Raw genomic sequence first — 22,275 nt, forward strand, 5'->3', positions numbered from 1 at the left:
ATTGGTCCGTTGTCTTGTATGCCTTTACCGTAAATTGAGCTGGAAGGGATAATGGCATACATGCGAGAAAAAGTGGAAATATCTTTATTAGCCGATACATATAGAAAATATTTACTATTCAACCTTTATTGCTATTTTTTTGATATGTCGCTTATTATATTCGGGGAAATAATATTCAATGTGTCCCAGCAAATAGATATCCTTGTCAATCGGAATATAATTCGCAACCTCGTTTAAACGAACATCTACTTTTTCTGTTTTTTCTTTTTTTACAATTGTGTATTTTCTTTGCTCCATCGGATTGGGATGGAAACTAAAGAATGCATTGTTTTCTTGTTTTTTACTTGTGCTGAAATGTAATAGCGTTCCATTTTCAAGACCAATAATTGCATTACGGATCCTAATATCCTGACTTCCTGTGTTCTTTATTTCTATCCGGATGACCTTTCTGTTGTATTGGTCCGTTGTCTTGTATGCCTTTACCGTAAATTGAGCTGGAAGGGATAATGGCATACATGCGAGAAAAAGTGGAAATATCTTTATTAGCCGATACATATAGAAAATATTTACTATTCAACCTTTATTGCTATTTCTTTAATCTGTAACCTACTGTCATCGGGAAGAAAATATTCAATGTGTCCCAGCAAATAGATATCCTTGTCAATCGGAATATAATTCGCAACCTCGTTTAGAGGTACATCTACTTTTTCTGTTTTTCCTTTTTTTACAATTGTGTATTTTCTTTGCTCCATCGGATTGGGATGGAAACTAAAGAATGCATTGTTTTCTTGTTTTTTACTTGTGCTGAAATGTAATAGCGTTCCATTTTCAAGACCAATAATTGCATTACTGATCCTAATATCCTGACTTCCTGTGTTCTTTATTTCTATCCGGATGACCTTCCTGTTGTATTGGTCCGTTGTCTTGTATGTCTTTACCGTAAATTGAGCTGGAAGAGTACAAGGCAAAAGGGTGAATAAAATAAATAATAAAGTTTTCATTTTCCGTGATAATTTTTAGAGATTTCATATAACTGTTTATATCTCCATAAGTAGTACCTGCGTTCGGTCTCGTAATAATCAGATACATTTTTTATTGTCTCTATTTCGTTTTCGTAAGCTTGAATCTCGTTCTCGTAATATTCCGGAGGAAAAATATATTGGAATGTAATAACCTCAAGGTACATAGACTCCCATTTATTCGATGGGAAATGTTCTTTTCCTATGACATAATCAATGATATATAGTTTAAATTCGGAAGGTACGTTTTGAAGGGTTATGGCCGTCTTCATCTTATATGGTTCAAATTCTTTATAGGTATCATGGTTTTTTATATGGTATATCTCGTGATACAAGATCGAGACACGATCCTTATCGGTAAGATGTTCGTTCATGTAGAATTGATAGCAAACCTCTATATTCCCATCTTTTACTCTTGCATTTGAAACGCAATGATCAACAAGCTTTATCCCTGTCCCATCGGGTATTTGGATATATTTTTTCACTTCATCCACCAATTTGTGTATTTCTTTGTCAAAACGTTTCCGGGCATTGGCATAGGGATCTTCAATGATTACTTCAACAGGGGCCGGAGTGAAATCCATACCACCATAATCGGGACAAGGATTGTCCTGGTCATCTATGAAATTGTTGTTATTTGAACTGCCTCCGCCTCCGCCTTCACTATGATTACTCCCATTACCACCGTAGTTGCCGCCTCCGCCATAATAGCCGTTTCCTCTATAGCTGTTCCCGTTATTGCTTCCACTGCTACCATTCCCATTATTACTTCCACTACTACTATTATTATACGGAGGAATTACCCCCGAGAAATCAGGCGGCGGTGGAACATTGACACCTCCTCCCGCGTACGTGCAATGGAGCACGTAAAAGTTCTCGGTAATGGTTTTAATGTCCATCCTGTCGCCGTTACGGGTAACCTCTATGCCGGTAGTTACGGCCACTTCCTCGGTCCAGCAATCCCAATCACTCCGGGTGCTGCCAACACTTTTGGAAAGATAACCTAACCCCTGGTTAAAAATCTCCCCCGTAACCATCCGATCTTCTTTTTCCAAATAAACACTATCCTGAAGGTTTACGGCAATAAGCCTTCCTGTATTGTCTTTACTTTTAGGTAATACTTTGACGTAAGAATAAGACAAGCTTCCTCTTTTGGAAATAATGAGCATAATCTCATTATTGAAAATTTTTTCAGAGGAAATATCCTCACAATGAATAAAAATATTGAAGTCGGTATCGTTCAGTTGAACAATCTTGTATCTGTCCCACTGGGGACTGGGGGTCAGTTTAAAATAATTTGATATAAAGGAGAATTTGTTTTGGAATTGCCCCCTTTCCGAATCAATCAATTGAAACAATTCATCGCACAATACTGGATCAAGCGACACTTTCTGGGCGGAGGAAAATAAAAGCGCATAATGCCCTTTATCCTTATCAGGAACTTCTTCATCAATAAGGAAGTCTTCGTTGACGCAGGAGATTAGTGACGTTAAAACGAGGAAAATAAAACAAGCCCGTGTCATAATATTTCATGGGTTAAGCGGTACTATCAACAAAATTAAATATTTATTTGGGCAGATGTTCTTCTTTTGCAAATATTTATTGTATTTTAACAATGGGGCCTCAGTTTATGTTGCTTCATTTCTACTATTGCGTTAAATTATAGTATTCAGTATGATACTGATATTTTATAGTTCGGTATCATTGATGTGCAACGAACGAAATATTTTTGTACTTTTGCATGTGATTAGCATATATATAAAACATTCATGAGTGGCAGGCTCTCACGCGGAGACGTTTTTAAAATGTCCTCTGTCTTGATCCCCGGCTCTCAGGTCTAAACAATCAAATATATGAAACGGATCATATTTCCATTTATCGTTTTAGCTGTTATGATCACCACAAGTTGCACACAGCGGAAAGCGGCGCAGCCCCATGAGCGGCTCGATCTCGCTAACCTCGACACCATGGCCATACCCGGGGAGAGTTTCTACCAATACGCTACCGGGGGATGGCAGAAAGCCAACCCTATCCCCGATGAGTACGCGCGATACGGTTCTTTCGACCAGCTGCGGGAAGGGAACCAAGTGCAGATCCAGTCGCTGATTGAAGAACTCGGAAAGCAGAAAAACTCCGTCGGCTCCAATGCCCAGAAGGTGGGGGATCTCTATAAGATGGGTATCGACAGCGTGAAATTGAATGCCGACGGCGCCGGGCCTCTCCTCCGGCAACTGGCGGAGATCGCGGCGGCATCAGGCAAGAAAGATATTGTCAGGTTGACGGCCAGGATAAGCCGTTATGCGGCTAATCCCTTCTTTGGATTTTATGTGGGTCCTGATGACATGAATAGCTCCATGAATATCGCTCATCTTTACCAATCCGGGATAAGCATGGGCGACAGGGACTACTATCTGTTAGAGGATGAGCATGCCAAAATGGTGCGCGGAGAGTATGAAAAGCTGATAAAAACACAGTTCCGGAATGCGGGTTATACCGAAGCCGATGCTGAAAATGCAGCCGTGAACGTGTTGAATATAGAGACCAGGCTGGCAGAAGCGCACTTCACCAAAGAGATGCGGCGTCAACCCGAACTTAACTATCATAAACTGGCGGTGGCTGACCTGGACAGGGTGGTTGCCCCGTTCGAATGGACATGCTATTTGGAAGAGATGGGCGCTGCCGGCATCGACAGCCTGAATGTTTCACAGATAGAGCCGCTAAAAACCGCTGTCACCATTGTCGACAAAGAACCGGTAGAGGCGCTGCGCGACTATCTGAGCTGGATAGTAATCAATTCTGCCGCGGGCTATCTCAGCGATGATTTTGTCAACGCCGATTTCGAATTCTATGGGAAAACGCTGAGTGGCAGTAAAGAACTCCGTCCGCGCTGGAGAAGAAGCATTGATGCTGTGAACGGAGCCATGGGAGAGGCAGTCGGGCAGCTCTATGTGCGGAAATATTTTCCGCCGCAAGCCAAGGAGCGGATGCTCGGATTGGTGGATAACCTGAAGACAGCTTTGGGTGAACGGATCGCTGGTCTGGAATGGATGAGCGACGCCACCAAAGAAAAAGGGCTGGAAAAACTGAGTACCTTTATCGTGAAGATAGGATATCCCGATAAATGGAAAGACTATTCTTCACTCGAGATAAAGGATGATTCTTACTGGCAGAACATGGTGCGTGCTTCCGAGTTCGCCCATGCCGAGATGATCGATGAACTGGGCAAGCCGGTCGATAAAACGAAATGGTATATGTCGCCCCAGACCGTCAATGCCTATTACAATCCATCATCCAACGAAATTTGTTTCCCTGCCGGGATACTTCAGCCTCCGTTCTTCTATATGGATGGCGACGACGCGATCAATTATGGCGGTATCGGCGTGGTAATCGGCCATGAGATGACACACGGCTTCGACGACCAGGGGCGTAAATTCGACAAAGATGGAAATCTGGCTGAATGGTGGACTGCCGAAGACGCGCGACGGTTTGAAGAGAGAGCCCACGTGCTGGTCGAGTATTTCAATAATATCGTGGTGCTCGATACCGTGCATGCCAACGGGCGTTTTACCCTTGGAGAGAATATTGCCGATCATGGAGGTTTACAGGTTTCCTATCATGCCTTTCTGAAAACAGCACAGGCAAAGGAGGGCGAACTGCTTGACCGTTTCACTCCGGCGCAGCGTTTCTTCCTGAGTTATGCCGCTCTTTGGGCCGGCAACGTGCGTGATGCTGAAATTCTCCGGCTCACCAAGGTCGATCCGCATTCGCTTGGCAGATGGCGTGTGGACGGAGCACTGCCCCATATCGACGCGTGGTATGAAGCATTTGCTATCCGGCCATCCGACCCGATGTATCTGCCCGAAGAGGAAAGGGCTTCGATTTGGTAATGGGGTGTGGTGAATCACCAATCACCAATGGGGGCGACATATCATCAACATCAACTAATCAACACGTCAACAACATGTTTTCAGGAATTGTGGAAGAAGCGGCAACGGTAGTGGCACTTAAAAAGGATAAAGGGAACCTGCATATTACGCTGAGGTGTTCCTTTACGGGAGAACTAAAGATCGATCAGAGCGTGTCGCACAACGGTGTATGTCTTACGGTGGTCTCCATCGAAGGGGATACCTATACCGTGACGGCGATCCAAGAAACCCTCGACCGGTCGAATCTCGGTCTGTTGGAAGTAGGCAGTAAGGTCAACCTGGAACGCAGTATGCCGATAAACGGGCGACTCGACGGCCATATCGTACAAGGACATGTGGATCAGACCGCGGTTTGTGCCGATGTGACCGAGGCTGATGGCAGTTGGTACTATACTTTCGAGTATACGTTCGACCGTGAGATGGCCAAAAAAGGATATTTGACAGTAGATAAAGGCTCCGTTACGGTGAATGGTGTGAGCCTCACTGTGGTGGAGCCCACGGACAACAGCTTTAAGGTAGCCATTATCCCCTATACTTACGAGTTTACCAATTTCCATCAGATAAAGAAAGGGACGGTGGTGAATATTGAGTTCGACATTATTGGTAAATATATCAGCCGGATAGCTGCATTAAACGCGTGATATGGATTTTTTAGAATTTGTTTCCACCCGCCAGAGTGACCGTGCTTTTGATCCCGCCCGCCCGGTGGAGAAAGAAAAAATTGAACGTATCGTAGAGGCGGCGCGATTGGCTCCCTCGGCCTGCAACGCGCAGCCATGGCACATGATTGTAGTGGATGATCCGCAACTCAAGAACAGAGTGGCAGATGCCACCTCTGCCCGCGCCTTGGGGATGAACCATTTTACCAAACAAGCCCCGGTACATATTGTCCTGGTGGAAGAGAAGGTGAATCTTGCCTCCGGCGTGGGCGGATGGGTAAAGCAGAAAGATTATGCCCAGATGGATCTCGGAGTGATTGCGGCACACATCGCGTTGGCAGCTCATGCCGAAGGATTGGGGTCCTGTATTGTCGGCTGGTTCAACGAAGCCAAGATGCGCGATATCTTGTCAATCCCCGACTCAAAGAGGGTGTGGCTCGACATTGCCATAGGGTACAGCGTGCAGCCGTTAAGACCGAAAAAACGGAAACCATGGGAGGAAGTGGTCTCCTACAACGGTTATAGAAATGGTGTGAAATAATTATATGAATATAGCTTGCCGCTGCTGAATAGACTTGAATCGTTTATAAACATTAAACTTTGATCTTTTTAACACGATCTTTGTTCCGATTTTTGGTGGCATCGCAAAAATATGTCATCTTTGTACACGTTAAAAAAAATATGAAACAAGGCGGCTAAGAGCTGGTTATATATCTGAAACAGATGAATATTAGGAAAAAACGTTTCTCTTTATTGATCGCTTTTCTCTCGATTACCACAGTTATTCTCGCGCAGCAAGTAGGGTCTAATTCACCCTATAGCAGGTATGGATACGGACTTTTAATGAATCCGGTGCCAGGTGCGTCGGAGGCTATGGGAGGAATCAGCTACGGACTGCGAAGAAGTCAACAGGTGAATTGGGCCAACCCGGCATCCTATTCTAAACTCGACACGCTCACCTTTATCTTTGATTTGGGCATTTCCGGGCATCTTGCCCGCATGAACGACGGAGTGAATGAGCCGAGGGATTTTTATAACGGCAATCTTGATTACGTGGCCATGCAGTTCCCAATCTTCCGCAAAGTGGGGGCGAGTATTGGCCTTCTCCCTTATTCCAAAATGGGATATAATTTCGGAGATCGCCGCTCAGTGTCAAATGCTTGGTATGATGAGCATTACAGGGGTACCGGGGGGTTGAGCCAGATATACGGGGGCCTTGCCTGGGAGCCCGTTAAAAATGTTTCCATAGGAGCCAATCTTTCTTACCTGTTCGGTAATTTCTCGCGCAGTAGTGTGGTTATTCCGAGCTCCGGGTTAGTGGGAGAGACCAAATATAGTTATTCCTTGCGTGAATTGAAATATGATCTCGGAGTACAATTTACTTATCCCATCGACAAGACCCGTTCTCTAACCATTGGCGCGGTTTATTCACCTCGGTTGAATGCCCGGGCCGATGTGAATCCCACCGAGATGTTATATAGCAGCGATCCGTATAACACCCCGGGACTGTCACCTTCCCAGGTATTGAAGACTGACACGTTGTGGAATGCTTCTTTCCAACTGCCCCATACCTTTGGCGCGGGTATCACATACAGTACCGGCCGCTTTCTGGTCGGCCTGGATGGGACCTACCAACTGTGGAAAAATCTGGATTACCCCGACCTGCTGGATAATCTTTCATCAGAGAACCGATTTAATAACGCTTTTCGCATTAATGCCGGCATGGAATATATCATCGACCCCATGAGTCAGAACTTTTTTCACCGCATACGTTTCAGGGGAGGGCTTTCTTATTCCAATTCCTATAACAATTTCAAAGTGAATGACCCCACTGATCCTGTGAACGGTATCGGAAAGTATATTGGCACCTTCAATGAATACGGAATGAATGTGGGACTGGGACTCCCATTAAGAGATTATATGTCGGGGCATATCTCGATGCTTAATATCGGATTTGGCTATACAAGACAGCAACCCAATAGAGACTATATGATCAGCCAGGATATGTTCAAGATATCTGTGAATATGAATATAAATGAGTTCTGGTTCTTCAAACGGCAGTTTAACTAATGCTTTTCATAGGAAAAAGGAGAGTGAAAAAAAGAAATCAAATTCGGGCAGTTGTTTAAACTTTTCCTTTAACACTCTGTCCAATCCACAAAATAGATTTTTGTCAAGCAAATGAGTTGAAAAAACAATTTACAAACACAAGGAATATGAGAAAGTTATTATTATCGGGTTTGGCAGCTATTGTGGTAGCGGCTGCCGCCTCAGCGCAAAAACCGGGATATGATCCTGTGAAGGCGCCTTACGGCCATGGAGAGGATAGTGTGAACTGCCGGCTGAACTTAAGTCTTATGCAAACATCTGCCAAGGCGGAAGATTATAAAGGCGCGTTACAACCGTGGGTTTATACCTATCAGAATTGCCCCGCCTCAAGCAAGAATATCTATATCTATGGCCCCCGCATCTTCAAAGCGCTTCACGCTGCCGAGACAGACGCGGCCAAGAAAAAGGAACATCTCGACAAAGTGATGGAGATATATGACACCCGTCTCAAATATTACGGTCAGGACGATGCCAAAGGGACCATCCTTGCTTATAAAGCTTACGATTATATGGAGCTGATGGGTGAGAAGGCTGACCAGTCGGTTATTTATGGTATGTTGAATGAGGCCATCGAAGATCTGAAAGACCAGATGAACCCGCTCGACGCCTATTCTTATTTTATGGTTGCCTCTTTGAATGAATATCTGAGTGACAACTCCAAAAAAGAGCGCTATATCTCTGACTATTTCAGAGTGGCAGGTTATGTGGACCAGGCTATTGCCAATGCCCGCACCGCGAATGATGAAGCCAGCGCTGACTACCTGGGACAGGTGAAAGAGGGTATTGTAAAGGGATTTGTCAATAGTGGCGCGGGTGATTGCAAGACGCTCACTGATTACTATGCCGATCAGGTGGAACCGAATAAGGGCGACAAGGCATTCCTGAACGAAGTGCTGGATGCATTGTCTTCAGTAGGCTGCTCCGATACCGATCTCTACTTTACCGCCGCGGAGTATCTCTACCGTCTTGAGCCGTCGGCGGGAGCCGCGCTCGGATTGGCTAACAAGAGCCTGAGGGATAAGGACTACGAAACGGCTGTGAAGTATTATGCCGATGCCGCGAAGATGGAAACCAATAAAACGAAAGCATCTGATTATATGATGCAACTGGCGGGTATCTTCTCTAATCAGCGCAATTTTGCCAGGGCAAGACAGGCCGCTTATGACGCGTTGGAGTATAACCCCAACAACGGAGACGCGTATATCCTGATCGCCCAGCTCTATGCCAGCTCGGCAGCCAATATCTTCCCTGAGCCGGAAAAAGCGGGATTGGTATACCTCGTGGCGGTTGACAAACTGCAAAAAGCAAGGTCGGTTGATCCGAGTGTGGCCAGTAAGGCAAATAATCTCATCAACAATTATTCTGCCAGATTCATGGATACTGAAACTGCTTTTATGATGGGGATCAAAGCCGGTGAGACGGTGACCATTCCCGGTTGGATCGGGGAAACGACCACTGTCCGTTTGAGATAATCCGTACAGTCTGATTCATTGAACAAATGTTGCGAGGACATCGTCACATAAAATATGTATGGCGCATAACAATCACTGTCTCAGTGGTTGTTATGTCGTTTTTTTCATGTAAGGATAAGAACGATAATCTGATCGCTTTTGCCTATGACCCGGACACGGTGCCGACTATGATTACCACTTCCGTATCCCAACTTATTTCAGACTCCGGTATCACCCGTTATAGGATAGTCGCGGATGTGTGGATGGTTTTCAATCAGGCGAAAGAGCCTTATTGGCATTTTCCCGAAGGATTGTATTTTGAGCAGTTCACGCCCGATTTTGAGATTGAGGCTACTGTTGAGGCCGACACGGCGTGGTATTACAACACGAAAGACCTGTGGAGATTGAAAAAGAATGTCCATGTGGAAAACAGGAAAGGGGAGCAGTTCGATAGTGATGAGCTCTTCTGGGATGGAAAAAACGGGAAAGTCTTTTCCGAGGCATATATCGAGATCCAGAGCGGTCTTACAGAACTCAAAGGTTATGGGTTTGAATCGAACCAGACAATGACCGATTACCGTATTTTTCGGCCGCATGACGGAAAACTTCCTTTCTCTGAGACCACGCCTGCCGATTCTATTCAATCGGGCACCGGAGAAGTAAGTGAGGCGGAAAATCCGATGCCTGACACGGATTAAAAGTGAAGAATGAAGAGTGAAGAATGAAGAGTGAAGAATGAAGAGTGAAGAATGAAGAGTGAAGAATGAAGAATGAAGAATGAAGAATGAAGAATTGGTAATTAGTAATTGGTAATTGGTAATTGATAATTGGTAATTTATAACTCATGACTCCTAACTAAATGCATGACCATGTGGAAATAGGGTGGTGGATTACATTCCTGCTTCTCTCTATCCTTTTTTCGGGAATAGAGTTGGCCTATATTTCTTCTGCTAAGTTGGAATATGTTGTCAGCAGGGGTTCGTCGCGGGCTTACAGGTATATACTGGACACTATCTACAGCCGCTTCCGCCGGTTTCAGCTTACCATGATGGTGGGAAGGATTATTCTGCTCCTCTTTTTTGTTTATTTTACTACCCTGATCATATACCCATATTCGAATGAAACACCACATCGCGATTTCATAAAGATATTGCCGGTCATTGCGGTGGGCACACTTTTTCTTTTGCTGTCGCAGGAATTTCTGCCGCGCATCCTGTTTGGTAAAAAGCCCGACCTGTGGGTGAAACTGTTTCTCGTCCCCGCTTTTTTGTTCCATATATTGCTTTATCCGCTGGCGGGCCTGTTTGAGGGTTTGTCAAAAGTAATATGCAGACTGTCAGGAGTGGATCTCTCCAGGGAGGAACAGGATGATCTGTTTTACAGGGTTAATTTCGATACCGTTATGGAAAAGAATGCCGATGATATGTCGAAAGAAGTGGAGGTCGATTCAGAGGTCAAGATATTTCGGAATGCCCTTGATTTTTCCTCCAAAAAAGTGAGGGATTGCATGGTGCCCCGCGCCGATATTGTGGCGGTAAGCCTTGATACCGATCTCGATAAATTGAAAGAGTTGTTCATCGAATCCGGCATATCCAGGATTTTAGTCTTTACAGAAAATCTCGATAATATAGTCGGATATATCCATATGTGGGAGATTTTCAATAATCCGCGGGAGTGGACCCATAATCTCGCTTCCATCTCTTTTGTGCCCGAAAGTATGCAGGCCAACCAGTTGATGAGCGACCTGATGCAGCATCGTAAAAGTATCGCCGTGGTAGTGGACGAGTTTGGTGGCACATCCGGGATTGTCACCATGGAAGATCTTGTGGAAGAGATATTCGGTGACATAGAAGATGAATATGATGTGGAATCAAAATTCGTGAAACGGGAGGGAGAAAACCAATGGGTGATGTCGGGACGTGTGGAGATAGACCATCTGAACCAAGCGCACCATCTCGATATTCCGGAGTCGGACGAGTATTCCACTATTGCCGGTTACCTGTTGTTTCACACCCAACGTTTCCCGAAGACCTATGAAACTGTTATTATTGGAAAATATACCTTTAAAATACTAAAAGTAACGGCCCGGAAAATAGAAGTCGTACGGCTTATTACCGAAACCAAAACAGCAGAGGAGATGTTGTCCTGAGGATATGGGCAGGTGAATATGCACTTTTCCTGAAAAAAATAACGCTGTCTGCGTTATTTTTGCTAACTTCGTGCCCTTATTTGAATTATAACAATTTATCACGTTCTAAGTAAATAAAAAGATAGTTAGATGGCTACTTTACAGAAGATTAGAGATAAAGGTACGCTTCTCGTCATTGTGATCGGCGCGGCGTTGATTGCCTTTGTGTTGGGAGATTTGCTCACTTCCGGGACAACATTATTTGGAAGAGCGCAGGACAAGGCGTTCGTAGTGAATCGCGAGGTGATATCAACCCAGCAATATGCCGATAAAATCACGCAGTTCGAAGAATTCCAGAAGATGGTAAGCGGACAGTCGTCCCTCGATGAAAACGTGTCGTCGCAGATACGCGAAGCCGTATATCAGCAAATGGTGCGGGATCGTTTGCTCGGTCACCAGACAGCCAAACTGGGACTCACCGTAACCAAAGAGGAGCTGAATGATCTGGTGCACGGACAATCCATCTCACCTGTATTACAGCAACTTCCGTTTTTCCTCGACCCGCAGACAGGTCTGTTTGACCGGAGTGCCCTGATAGAATTTATTAATACGGTCAACATCCCCAGTCCCAATCCCCAGGAACAGGCTCTGGTGAATCAATACAAGAGTTTGTGGTTGTTCATCGAGGAAATGGTCAGGACACAACGGCTGGAAGAAAAATATATCTCCCTTCTGTCTAATGCCGTCATGGTGAATGATGTGGAGGCGAAGACCGCATTCGAGCTTTCACAGCGGAATGCCGACATTGAGTACGCGATGAAGAGTTATTTTACTGTTCCTGATTCTACCGTAAATGTAACTGATGGCGAAGTAAAAGCGTTCTATGACAAGCATAAGGGATCTTTCAGGATGGATGCCCCTCTTGTGAGGCTCTCCTATTTCACCAAAGCGATCACTCCCAGCGAGGAGGACTACGCTGAAGTCGAAGCCGAATCACGCAAAGCCTTTGACGAACTGAGCGGTGCCGCCAATCCTGCCGCAATTGTGGCGGATTATTCGCAGACGCCCTATCGGGATGTATTTGTCAGCGAGCATATGCTGACTCCCACGCAGGTGGAATTTGTCCGCTCGGCCGCTGTCAACGAGATGTATGGCCCTACCCGTGAGGGGGATTCATTCCATATCTACAAGCTGGTCGACAAGACTGTGGCTCCCGACTCTGTCTATCTGAGGATGATGGCCGTTCCGAATGCTTCTGTGGTGGGACAGGATTCCATCATCACCCACTTTGTGGATAGTATTTACGGGGCTATTGCCGGAGGCACTCCTTTTGCGGAGGCTGCCAACAGCCTCAACCCCAATTCGAACGGCGGAGATATGGGGTGGGCGCGAGAGATCGATCTTGCAGGCTTCAGCACGGATCTGGTGAAGACCGCTTTCAATGCACCCATAGGACAACCTGTTAAATTGTCTATCCCCGGACAGCAACTCATCTTCCAGGTGGAACAGCGCACCCGTCCGGTCAATAAATATAAACTGGCAGTGATCGATATGCCGGTATTGCCAAGTGAAAAGACATCGAACAATATCGATAACGAACTGAATCAATTCGTCTCCACGCCCGGTGTGGAGCAGAAGTTCAATGAACTGGCCTCTGAAAAAGGATATATGGTGATGCCCGGTATCACTGTTTCCGCAAATGATTTTACATTGGCGCAGATACCCGGCTCCCGCCAGGTGATCAGTTGGGCTGCCAACGAGAAGAAACCCGGAGTCGTGAAGAAGTTCGATCTCACCAACCTGCGTGTCATAGCAAGGGTGGAGAGGGTGATACCGTCGGGTACGACACCCCTGTCGGAGGTCTCTTCAGGTATCCGTGCCCAATTGGTGAACGAGAAGAAGGCTGAAAAGATCATCAACGATCTGAAGGCGCAAAACCTGACCACGCTCGACGCCTACGCCTCAGCCATGGACGCCCATAGCGATACCGTCCGTTTTGTGAACTTCAATACGCAGAATATTACCGGATTGGGATTTGAACCGGCTTTGAACGCCGTGTCCGCATTTGCACCACTCCATAAGGTCGTAGGCCCGTTGAAGGGGAACATGGGGGTGTATGTGGCTGCTGTTGCCAACCGCTCGGAAGGAACAGAGGAATACGATGCGCAAGAGCAGAAAAACCGGATACTCAACAACAACGCTTACCGCCTGCAGATGCAGTCTGTAGAGGTGTTGAGAACCAAACTGGGAGTGCAAGACAACCGTTTCAGGTTCTTCTGATCCTATCCTGATAAAAGATTAACCAGGTTTGCGGTAACCTTGGAGAGTAAAAAAGAAGAGGTGGCTTCACAACGAGGCCACCTCTTTTTGATATTCGTATCAAAGAGTTATTACTCGATACCCTTTTGTTCCAATTGCAATGTCTTGCTGGGCTGGTCGCATACCTCTGTAGGGCCGAAATACTGGATCGGGCCGGGATATACGTAGTCCGTTTCGATGGCCCACTGGTCGCGCTGGCTTTCGAAATATCTGAACGGGGCGCCGTCCAGCTCCACCAATGCTTTCTGAATTACCGGTTTCATCTCGCCGTGGCGGCGCTCCATATTCATCATCATGGTGATGGGCACTCCACCTGCGGTCCACTCTATGGCGGGGGCTGTGGTGTTGCGTACGGACGACATATAGCCGGTCTTGCCCGCCGCAATCAGCATGGAGGCTGTGTAGCCGAGTGAATAGCAATAGTCGGCATCATAGTTCGACGGAGCGGCGCAACGTCCCTCATATCCGAAGAAATGGGTGATGCTCGAGAATTTGCCTTTATACCGGCCTTCTTTCGTCCATGCATCTAGCCGTTTCTTCACCATCTCGGCCAGCAGTTTCTCGGTTTCGATCAGCGACACCTGCACGTTGCCGTGCGGGTCGCGGTCCAGCGTGAGTTGGCGTGCCACCGTTTCGGGAAGGCTGGCGTAAATATCGGCATTTTCTTTTGAGAGTTTGCTGATGATGTAATCGCGTTGTCCCGAGCGGCGTACCAGGTTGAATTCCTCCTGATTGTGCGCGAGGAAATCATTCAGCTCATGGATCAACTTTTTCATTGCGGGAATAAATTCGATCAGCCCTTCGGGAATGATCACTGTGCCGAAATTCAATCCTTTTTCTGCCCGTTGGGTAATCACGCCGGCTATGTAGTCAATAATATCGTCGAGGGACTGTCCTTTGGCGGCCACCTCTTCCGATATGATGCAGATATTGGGTTGTGTTTGCAAGGCACACTCCAGCGCGATATGCGATGCCGAGCGGCCCATCACTTTGATGAAGTGCCAGTATTTACGCGCCGAATTGCAGTCGCGCTGGATATTTCCAATCAATTCGGAATATACTTTGCATGCGGTGTCGAAGCCGAAAGAGGTCTCGATCTGCTCGTTTTTCAGGTCGCCGTCGATGGTCTTGGGGCAGCCGATCACCTGTACGCCGGCGTTGATCGACGCGTAATACTCGGCCAACACGCAAGCGTTGGTATTGGAGTCGTCCCCCCCAATGATAACCAGAGCTTTGATGTCCAGCTTTTTCAGTATTTCAAGGCCTTTGTCGAATTGCTCTTTGGTCTCCAGTTTGGTACGTCCCGAGCCGATGATATCGAATCCTCCTGTATTGCGGTACTCATCAATGATCTCGGCGGTAAGTTCTTTGTATGTGTGCTTGACCAGTCCGTCAGGTCCAAGGATGAAACCATATAGTTTGCTGTCACTGTGAAGCCTTTTGATTCCATCGAATATGCCGGCAATCACATTGTGCCCTCCGGGCGCCTGTCCTCCTGAAAGGATCACGCCCACATTTACCGGCGTGGATATTCCGGCCTCGCCGGCCATCTGTGCAAACTGGACAATCGGCATCCCGTACGTGTTGGGGAAGAGTTTTTGTATCTCTTCCTGATCAAGCACCGATTGGGTGGCAACACCTTCCTGGATGTTCACATTGCCCTTCAAACCTTCGGGCATCTTGGGCACATAACTTGCCCTTGCAATTTGTAAAGCACTTTTTGTCATTAGATCGATTTTTTTTATGATGAATTGTATTTGTCTCTTCTCGGATAGTTTGTGCCGGGCTTTGCGCTAAGCAAACGGGTGGAGGGTAGCTCCACATCGATTTATACGTCCGGACAACGACTGACAGTCGGTGAAGTCGAACCGCAAAAGTACTGTTTTTTCGTGAAATAATGAACAATTTTACTATCTTTACCATTCATATCTAATAGTGGGAAGGTGGGAAGGCGATGAATTTTTATTCTTCACTGTTCATTTTCTCACTCTTCGCTATTCTTTTTCACTTTTTGAAATTGACCGATGAATGCCAAAGATGAGATGAATGCTGTGGATCTGGAAGCCATAGAGGATTTATATAGAAAATACAAGGCTGATCCCGAAAGTGTGGATGGGAGTTTCCGTCATTTCTTTCAGGGGTTTGACTTAGCCATTACCCGTTTCCCGGTAAAGGCGGGAGAGGGGAGTGTCTCGGTGGAAAAAACCCGGAAAGAGTTGGCGGTCATGAAGCTGATTACCGGTTACAGGCGGAGAGGCCATCTTTTTACCAAGACCAATCCGGTGCGCGCGCGCCGGAGTTATTTCCCGACGCTTGACATCGGGAATTTTGATCTTACCGAAAGTGATCTCGACAGGCACTTTGAGGCGGGGCATGAGGTGGGGGGTATGGGAAAGGCCACACTCAGGGAGATTATCGACCGTCTCGAAAACACCTATTGCAAATCAATCGGAGTGGAATACCGTTATATGACCAAGCCGGAGATTGTTCGATGGTTGCAGGAAAAAATGGAGGACTCCGAAAACCGGGAGATACTGTCCCGGGAAGCGAGACTGCGGATCCTGGACCGGCTTATCGAGGCATCAGGCTTCGAAGATTACCTTCACAAAAAGTTTGTGGGACAAAAGCGGTTTTCTTTGGAAGGCTCAGAGTCCATCATACCGGCGCTGGATGCCGTGATGTCGCGTGGTGGCGCTTACGATGTGAATGAGATCGTGATAGGCATGGCCCATCGCGGACGGTTGAATGTGCTTACCAATCTGATGAAAAAGCCTTACGCGCAGGTCTTCCGCGAATTCAATGCCCAAAATTACGATGAGGAAATTAAGTACGGTGATGTGAAATACCATCTTGGATATAGCAATACGATCGAACATGAAGGACGTGCCATCACGCTTAGCTTGACGCCAAATCCTTCTCACCTTGAAGCGGTGGGGCCCGTGGTGCAGGGTATTGCCAGGGCGATGCTGGAAAACGCGCACAATTATGAATATCATCAGGTATTGCCGATCCTTATTCATGGCGATGCGGCTATCGCGGGACAGGGGGTTGTGTACGAGACCATTCAGTTTTCAAAACTCGAAGGTTACAAAACAGGAGGTACAATCCATATTGTGATTAACAACCAGGTGGGATTCACCACTAATTACTTGCAGGCGCGGTCCAGCACCTATTGTACCGATGTGGCAAAGGTGACCCATTCACCCGTATTCCATGTGAACGGCGACGATATAGAGGCGATGGTATATGTGGCCAAGCTGGCATTGGAATTTCGTCAGAAGTTCAATATCGATGTTTTTATCGATCTGCTCTCTTACCGGAAATACGGTCATAACGAGGGGGATGAACCCCGTTTTACACAGCCGAAACTTTACGATATCATTGCCAAGCATAAAAATCCGCGCGATATCTATGCGGAAAAACTGATCGCCGAAGGGGTGATTAGCCGGCGGGAGTTTGAGGCAAAAGTATCCGCATTTCACCGGCGGCTGGAGGAGGCTTACCAAGAATCGCTCCAATCCAATAAACTAAACCTTCAGCCCTTTTTCCCGGAAAGATATAAAAACATACGTTATCCCAAGGCCGCGGATTTTGAAAAGAGTGTGGATACGGCCATCTCAAAAGAGTTGTTCTTGGGGTTAGCAAAAGATATTACAACGCTGCCGGAGGATAAGAAATTCTTCAACAAGACCCGGCGCCTGTTCGCGCAGAGGGCGGCCATGATCGGACAGGATAGTTACGATTGGGCGATGGGCGAACTGATGGCATATGCTTCATTGGCGAAAGAAAAGCATTCGGTAAGGCTGAGCGGCCAGGACTCCGAGCGGGGTACGTTTTCACATCGCCATGCCGAGGTGATCACCGAAGACGGTGAGGAGAAATACTTTCCCCTGAAAACCCTGGGTGAGGGACAGTCGCCTGTGCGGGTCTATAATTCGCCCCTCAATGAGTATGGTATACTGGGTTTCGAGTATGGTTATTCACTGGCTCATCCCGAAGGGCTTACCATCTGGGAGGCACAGTTTGGTGACTTCTACAATGTGGGGCAGGTGATCGTGGATCAGTATATCTCATCCGCACAGGAGAAATGGGGTATAAGGTCGGGGCTGGTGATGTTTCTTCCGCACGGCTACGAGGGGCAGGGAGCGGAACATTCGAGTGGACGGATAGAGCGCTTTCTAAGCCTTTGCGCTAACTATAACTTACAAGTGGTAAACTGTACTACCCCCGCCAACTTTTTCCACGTGCTTCGCAGGCAGTTGCACCGCGATATCCGTCTTCCGCTGGTCGTCTTCACACCCAAAAGCCTCCTGCGTCACCCTGAGTGTACTTCTTCCCTTGCCGATTTCACCGAAGGCGGATTTATGGAGGTGATAGAAGACAACGCCTTCGAAGATCTCTCAAAAGTGAGAAGAGTGCTGCTTTGTAGTGGTAAGATCTATTACGAACTCAACGCGGTGCGGAAAGAGAGAAAAATAAACGATGTCTCCATTCTGCGTGTGGAGCAGCTCTATCCTTTTCCCGAAAAGCAGATCAGGGGCATATTACAGCGCTATCCTGCCAATGTGGAGCTTGTGTGGGTACAGGAGGAACCATTCAATATGGGTGCAGCCCTTTTTGTAAAACAGCAAATGAATGATTGTGCCTTGGAGATCCTCAGCCGTCCCGCCAGTGGTGTCACGGCCGAAGGGTTGTCGGCACAACATGCAATGCAGCAGGCAATTATCATGGATGAAGCGTTAAATTTGATTCAAGATTAAAAATTCGAGATGCAAGATTCAAGATTTCGGAACACATTCACAATCAGTCATTCGTCATTCGTTGATAATTAATTAGTCACATTGGCACATTGGCACATTGGCACATTGACTTATTAGCACATTAAATTTATGGCAATTATAGAAATAAAAATACCCAGTCCCGGAGAATCCATCACGCGCGTGGAGCTTTCCCGCTGGTTGGTGGAAGAGGGCGCTTTCGTGCGAAAAGACACTGAAATAGCGGAATTGGAATCGGAAAAAGCCACGCTGATGCTGATGGCCGAAGAGAGCGGGAAGATATCACTCAAAGCCGCGGAGGGGGAGTCGATAGCGGTGGGCTCTGTGGCCTGTACCATAGATACCTCGGCGCAACCGGAACAGCCTGCCGCGGCAGGTATCCCTATGGCGAAAACTGCCATTGAGCCGTCAGAATCCCAAACTGAGTATGACAAAATAAAGATCACCCCTTTGGCAAAAAAAGTGATGACAGAGAGCGGGTTGTCGGTGGAGGATGTGATCAGCGGTTTGAGGAGATTGAAGCGTGAGGATGTGGAGGCTGTGCTGGGTGGAGCATCGGACGGGACTGGTACGAATGGACTGAATCGTCCGGTCACCCGGGAATCCAAAAGTGAGCGGATGAGCTCACTGCGGCGGAAGTTGAGCGAGCGTTTGGTGTCGGTGAAGAACGAGACAGCCATGCTGACCACTTTTAATGAGGTGGACATGAAGCCCATTATGGATTTGCGGAAGAAATACCAGACCCTTTTCGTGGAGAAGCACGGCATCAAGCTGGGTATCATCTCTTTTTTCCTGAAAGCCTGCTCGGTGGCTTTACGCGAGTTTCCCAATGTAAACGCCATGCTCGACGGTGAGAATATGGTTACTTACGATTATGCCGATATTTCGGTTGCCGTAAGCACACCCAAAGGATTGATGGTGCCTGTCATCCGCAATGTGGAAAGCCTGGGATTGGCGGAAATAGAGCGTGCGCTTGAGGAACTTGCCGCCAAGGCGCGGAGCGGCAAGATCTCCATCCCCGAAATGAGTGGCGGCACCTTCACCGTGACGAATGGCGGCATATTCGGCTCCATGCTGTCCACACCGCTTATCAATCCCCCCCAGTCCGCCATACTGGGTATGCACAACATCCAGGAGCGTCCGGTAGCCATAGACGGTCAGGTGGTGATCCGTCCCATGATGTATGTGGCATTGTCGTACGACCATCGGGTGATTGACGGCAAGGAGTCGGTCGGTTTTCTGGTCAGGGTTAAACAATTGCTGGAAAAACCGACTGATATGCTGTTCGGGGGAAGCAGCGGGGAGAAGGCGTTGCTTGGAATCTGAAAAAAGACCCTGTTCTTTCTTTACCACACCAGGTGTGTGATAGGAAGCCGGCATTGGTGATGAGTTTACTCCACAATCGAGAATTTGGCGAATTTGAGCAACAGTTGTTTCTTGCCGGCGGACTCGAACTCCACAAACGCGCGTCGATCGTTGCCGCTCATCTCGATGGAAGTCACCACGCCGCGTCCAAACCGCTCATGTTCTATTCTATGTCCTACTTCCAATTCTTGTGCCTCTTTCGATAAGGGAGTGGAGGAAGCGATTCGTTGGACGGGCACCACCCGCTTTGGAGTGATGGAGTGATTGCTCATGGCATTCTGTAATCGCCGCTCCCGCATAGATCCCCAGAAATCATCTGCCGGAGCCGTCCTGGTAATGAAGTCATTTTCCCCGCCTTCAATATAGGCGGCGTCAATGTCATTGAGGAAGCGGCTTGGTGTGGCGGAATTAGTCTGTCCGTTCCTGAAGCGGCTTTTCGCGTAGGTAATGGTGCAGCTTTTCTTGGCGCGGGTGATCGCCACATAAAAAAGGCGGCGTTCCTCTTCCAAGCCCCGTATTTCGGATTTCGCCATGGCGGAAGGAAAGAGATCTTCTTCCAGTCCCACCACGAACACGTGGTCAAACTCCAGCCCTTTGGCGGAGTGGACCGTCATCAGTGTTACCCGCTCGTGATCGGCTTCATGGTCAGTGTCCTGGTCGGTGAGCAATGACACTTCTGAGAGGAAGTCTGCCAGGCGGATATTTTCCTCACCCTGCTCCTGTTGCGTTTCCACGAATTCGTTCATCGCATTCAGCAACTCCTGCATATTCTGCGCGCGGCTCATCCCTTCGGGTGTCATGTCGTCATAAGCTTCTTTGGCGATTCCGCTGTTTTTGATTACCTCCTGCGCCAGTTCGAAGGCGTTCATGGTTTCGTTTTTATCGATAAAATCCTGTATCAGGGAATAAAAACCCTCCAATTTCTTTGCGGTACCCGTGTTCACATCCAGATTGTATTCCAGTGGAGCGGTAACCACCTGCCAGAGACTCACGTTGTGGCGTTGCGCGGTGGAAGTGATCTTGGCGAGAGTTACGGCACCGATACCTCTGGCGGGGTAATTGATGATACGGCGGAAGGCTTCCTCGTCGTTCGGATTGACAATCAGCCGGAAATAGCTGATGATGTCCTTGATCTCCTTGCGTTGATAGAACGACAGTCCCCCGTATATCTTGTAGGGAATATTATTTTTCCTCAGGGCTTCCTCAAAAACACGCGATTGGGCGTTGGTGCGGTAAAGGATGGCAAAGTCGCTGTAGCTGGCGTATTTTTCGAGCCGCATCCTGGCGATTTTGTTGGAGACGATCAACCCCTCCTCAAAATCGGAAAAAGCGCTTCTGACCTCAATCTTGTCTCCCTCTTCATTTTCTGAGAACACGTTTTTGAATATCTGTTCACTGTTTTTTTTGATCAGGCTGTTGGCCGCGTTCACGATATTGCGGGTGGAACGGTAGTTTTGTTCCAATTTGAATATTTGTGTGCCGGGGAAATTCGATTTGAATTTCAGGATATTGTCGATATTGGCACCCCTGAATGAGTAGATGCTTTGCGCGTCGTCACCCACCACGCATACACGGTGATGTTCGTCCGCCAGTTGTTTCACGATGAGATGTTGGGCGAAGTTGGTATCCTGGTACTCGTCCACCAGGATATACTGAAACTGGTTCCGGTATTTTTCCAGCACATCCTTGTGGTCGCGAAACAGGATGTTGGTGTACATCAACAGGTCGTCGAAATCCATGCTGTTGCCCGAGCGGAGCCTGTTCTGGTAGCGCCGGTAGATCTCGAAGAGTTGTGGCCGCCTGGCCATCCGGTCGTATTGCTGGATTTCGGCGTTGGCTGCATACATGGCCGGTGTGATCAGGCTGTTCTTTGCCCTTGATATCTGTCCGTGTACCGCCCCGGGCCTGTATTGTTTATCATCCAGCTCCATTTCTTTGATGATGAGCCTGATGAGGTTGTTGGAGTCGGATGAGTCGAAGATAGTGAAATTCGATTGAAAACCGACCGCTTCCGCTTCACTCCGCAGTATGCGCGCGAAGATGGAGTGGAAGGTTCCCATCCAGAGCCGCCGGGCCCTTTTTTCTCCCACCAGGCCGGCAATACGCGATTTCATCTCGCGGGCCGCCTTATTGGTGAAGGTGAGGGCCAGGATGTAGTAGGGAGGAAGCCCCTGTTCCAGCAGGTAGGCAATCTTATAGGTGAGTACCCGTGTTTTACCCGATCCCGCGCCGGCAATCACGAGCGACGGCCCGTCACAAAATTCCACGGCGGCCCGCTGCGCTTCGTTCAGGTGGTCGAGCAGGCTGTGATCACTATTTGTTTGGGTTTGCTGCATAACCACAAAAGTACGAATTTTCGACGTAAAAGAATAAAAAAAGCGCTTTCAAACGAAAGCGGTCATGAAATATCTTGGCAAACAGTGTGTCGCGATATAAGTAGCCGTCTTTAGTGAAGACTATGGGTCGGATAATTTAGATAACCTGTTTTTAGGGGAGATAAACTTGCATGCGAAACTTGAAT

At 47.5% G+C, this 22,275-nt stretch carries 15 protein-coding genes; 10 read left to right on the plus strand and 5 right to left on the minus strand.

Annotation, left to right across the window (positions count from 1 at the left end; all coding sequences use genetic code 11):
- Positions 1-114: 114 nt before the first annotated feature.
- Genes D7D25_RS15390 through D7D25_RS18180 form a run of 3 tightly spaced genes read right to left on the minus strand, consistent with a single transcriptional unit; the run spans position 115 to position 2,542 of the window.
- Positions 115-555: a hypothetical protein gene (locus tag D7D25_RS15390; protein WP_255417344.1), complete on the minus strand. Its 441-nt coding sequence runs from the start codon at positions 553-555 to the stop codon at positions 115-117.
- 14 nt (positions 556-569) lie between these two features.
- The gene (locus tag D7D25_RS15395) at positions 570-1,001 is read right to left on the minus strand and encodes a hypothetical protein (protein ID WP_185140274.1); all 432 of its coding nucleotides are present in this window, start codon (positions 999-1,001) and stop codon (positions 570-572) included.
- On the minus strand, positions 998-2,542 hold the full coding sequence (locus tag D7D25_RS18180) for a hypothetical protein (protein ID WP_185140275.1): 1,545 nt from the start codon (positions 2,540-2,542) through the stop codon (positions 998-1,000). Before D7D25_RS18180 ends, D7D25_RS15395 begins: the two co-directional genes overlap by 4 nt.
- A gap of 330 nt (positions 2,543-2,872) precedes the next feature.
- Here D7D25_RS18180 and D7D25_RS15405 point away from each other — a divergent pair, with 330 nt between their 5' ends.
- From D7D25_RS15405 to D7D25_RS15440, 8 genes are all read left to right on the plus strand, one after another.
- Positions 2,873-4,906, plus strand: a complete 2,034-nt coding sequence (locus tag D7D25_RS15405) for a M13 family metallopeptidase (protein WP_122969819.1) — start codon at positions 2,873-2,875, stop codon at positions 4,904-4,906.
- Positions 4,907-4,980: 74 nt separating this feature from the next.
- The gene (locus D7D25_RS15410; RefSeq protein ID WP_122969820.1) at positions 4,981-5,586 is read left to right on the plus strand and encodes a riboflavin synthase; all 606 of its coding nucleotides are present in this window, start codon (positions 4,981-4,983) and stop codon (positions 5,584-5,586) included.
- Position 5,587: 1 nt separating this feature from the next.
- Positions 5,588-6,145 carry a nitroreductase family protein gene (locus tag D7D25_RS15415; protein ID WP_122969821.1) on the plus strand — a complete coding sequence of 186 codons (558 nt, stop codon included), beginning with the start codon at positions 5,588-5,590 and terminating at the stop codon, positions 6,143-6,145.
- A 182-nt stretch (positions 6,146-6,327) separates the two neighbouring features.
- On the plus strand, positions 6,328-7,674 hold the full coding sequence (locus D7D25_RS15420; RefSeq protein WP_122969822.1) for a hypothetical protein: 1,347 nt from the start codon (positions 6,328-6,330) through the stop codon (positions 7,672-7,674).
- A gap of 146 nt (positions 7,675-7,820) precedes the next feature.
- Complete coding sequence (locus D7D25_RS15425; protein WP_122969823.1) at positions 7,821-9,185, plus strand: lipopolysaccharide assembly protein LapB; 1,365 nt, start codon at positions 7,821-7,823, stop codon at positions 9,183-9,185.
- 26 nt (positions 9,186-9,211) lie between these two features.
- Positions 9,212-9,862, plus strand: a complete 651-nt coding sequence (lptC, locus tag D7D25_RS15430; protein WP_122969824.1) for an LPS export ABC transporter periplasmic protein LptC — start codon at positions 9,212-9,214, stop codon at positions 9,860-9,862.
- Positions 9,863-10,023: 161 nt separating this feature from the next.
- Positions 10,024-11,313, plus strand: a complete 1,290-nt coding sequence (locus D7D25_RS15435; RefSeq protein ID WP_122969825.1) for a hemolysin family protein — start codon at positions 10,024-10,026, stop codon at positions 11,311-11,313.
- A gap of 129 nt (positions 11,314-11,442) precedes the next feature.
- Complete coding sequence (locus D7D25_RS15440; protein ID WP_122969826.1) at positions 11,443-13,572, plus strand: peptidylprolyl isomerase; 2,130 nt, start codon at positions 11,443-11,445, stop codon at positions 13,570-13,572.
- Between the two features lie 110 nt (positions 13,573-13,682).
- Here D7D25_RS15440 and D7D25_RS15445 read toward each other — a convergent pair whose 3' ends face one another.
- On the minus strand, positions 13,683-15,338 hold the full coding sequence (locus D7D25_RS15445; protein ID WP_122969827.1) for a diphosphate--fructose-6-phosphate 1-phosphotransferase: 1,656 nt from the start codon (positions 15,336-15,338) through the stop codon (positions 13,683-13,685).
- A 297-nt stretch (positions 15,339-15,635) separates the two neighbouring features.
- Between D7D25_RS15445 and D7D25_RS15450 the strand changes: the two genes are divergently transcribed.
- Positions 15,636-18,371 carry a 2-oxoglutarate dehydrogenase E1 component gene (locus D7D25_RS15450; protein ID WP_122969828.1) on the plus strand — a complete coding sequence of 912 codons (2,736 nt, stop codon included), beginning with the start codon at positions 15,636-15,638 and terminating at the stop codon, positions 18,369-18,371.
- A 129-nt stretch (positions 18,372-18,500) separates the two neighbouring features.
- Positions 18,501-19,715, plus strand: coding sequence for a 2-oxoglutarate dehydrogenase complex dihydrolipoyllysine-residue succinyltransferase (gene odhB, locus D7D25_RS15455; RefSeq protein ID WP_122969829.1), 1,215 nt, complete (start codon positions 18,501-18,503; stop codon positions 19,713-19,715).
- Between the two features lie 65 nt (positions 19,716-19,780).
- On the opposite strand, the gene D7D25_RS15460 is transcribed toward odhB, so the two are convergent.
- Entirely contained in the window at positions 19,781-22,090 is a 2,310-nt protein-coding gene (locus D7D25_RS15460; protein WP_122969830.1) for an ATP-dependent helicase, read from the minus strand.
- Positions 22,091-22,275 lie beyond the last annotated feature (185 nt).

This window comes from Proteiniphilum sp. X52, from assembly GCF_003712195.1.
Classification (GTDB): Bacteria; Bacteroidota; Bacteroidia; order Bacteroidales; family Dysgonomonadaceae; genus Proteiniphilum.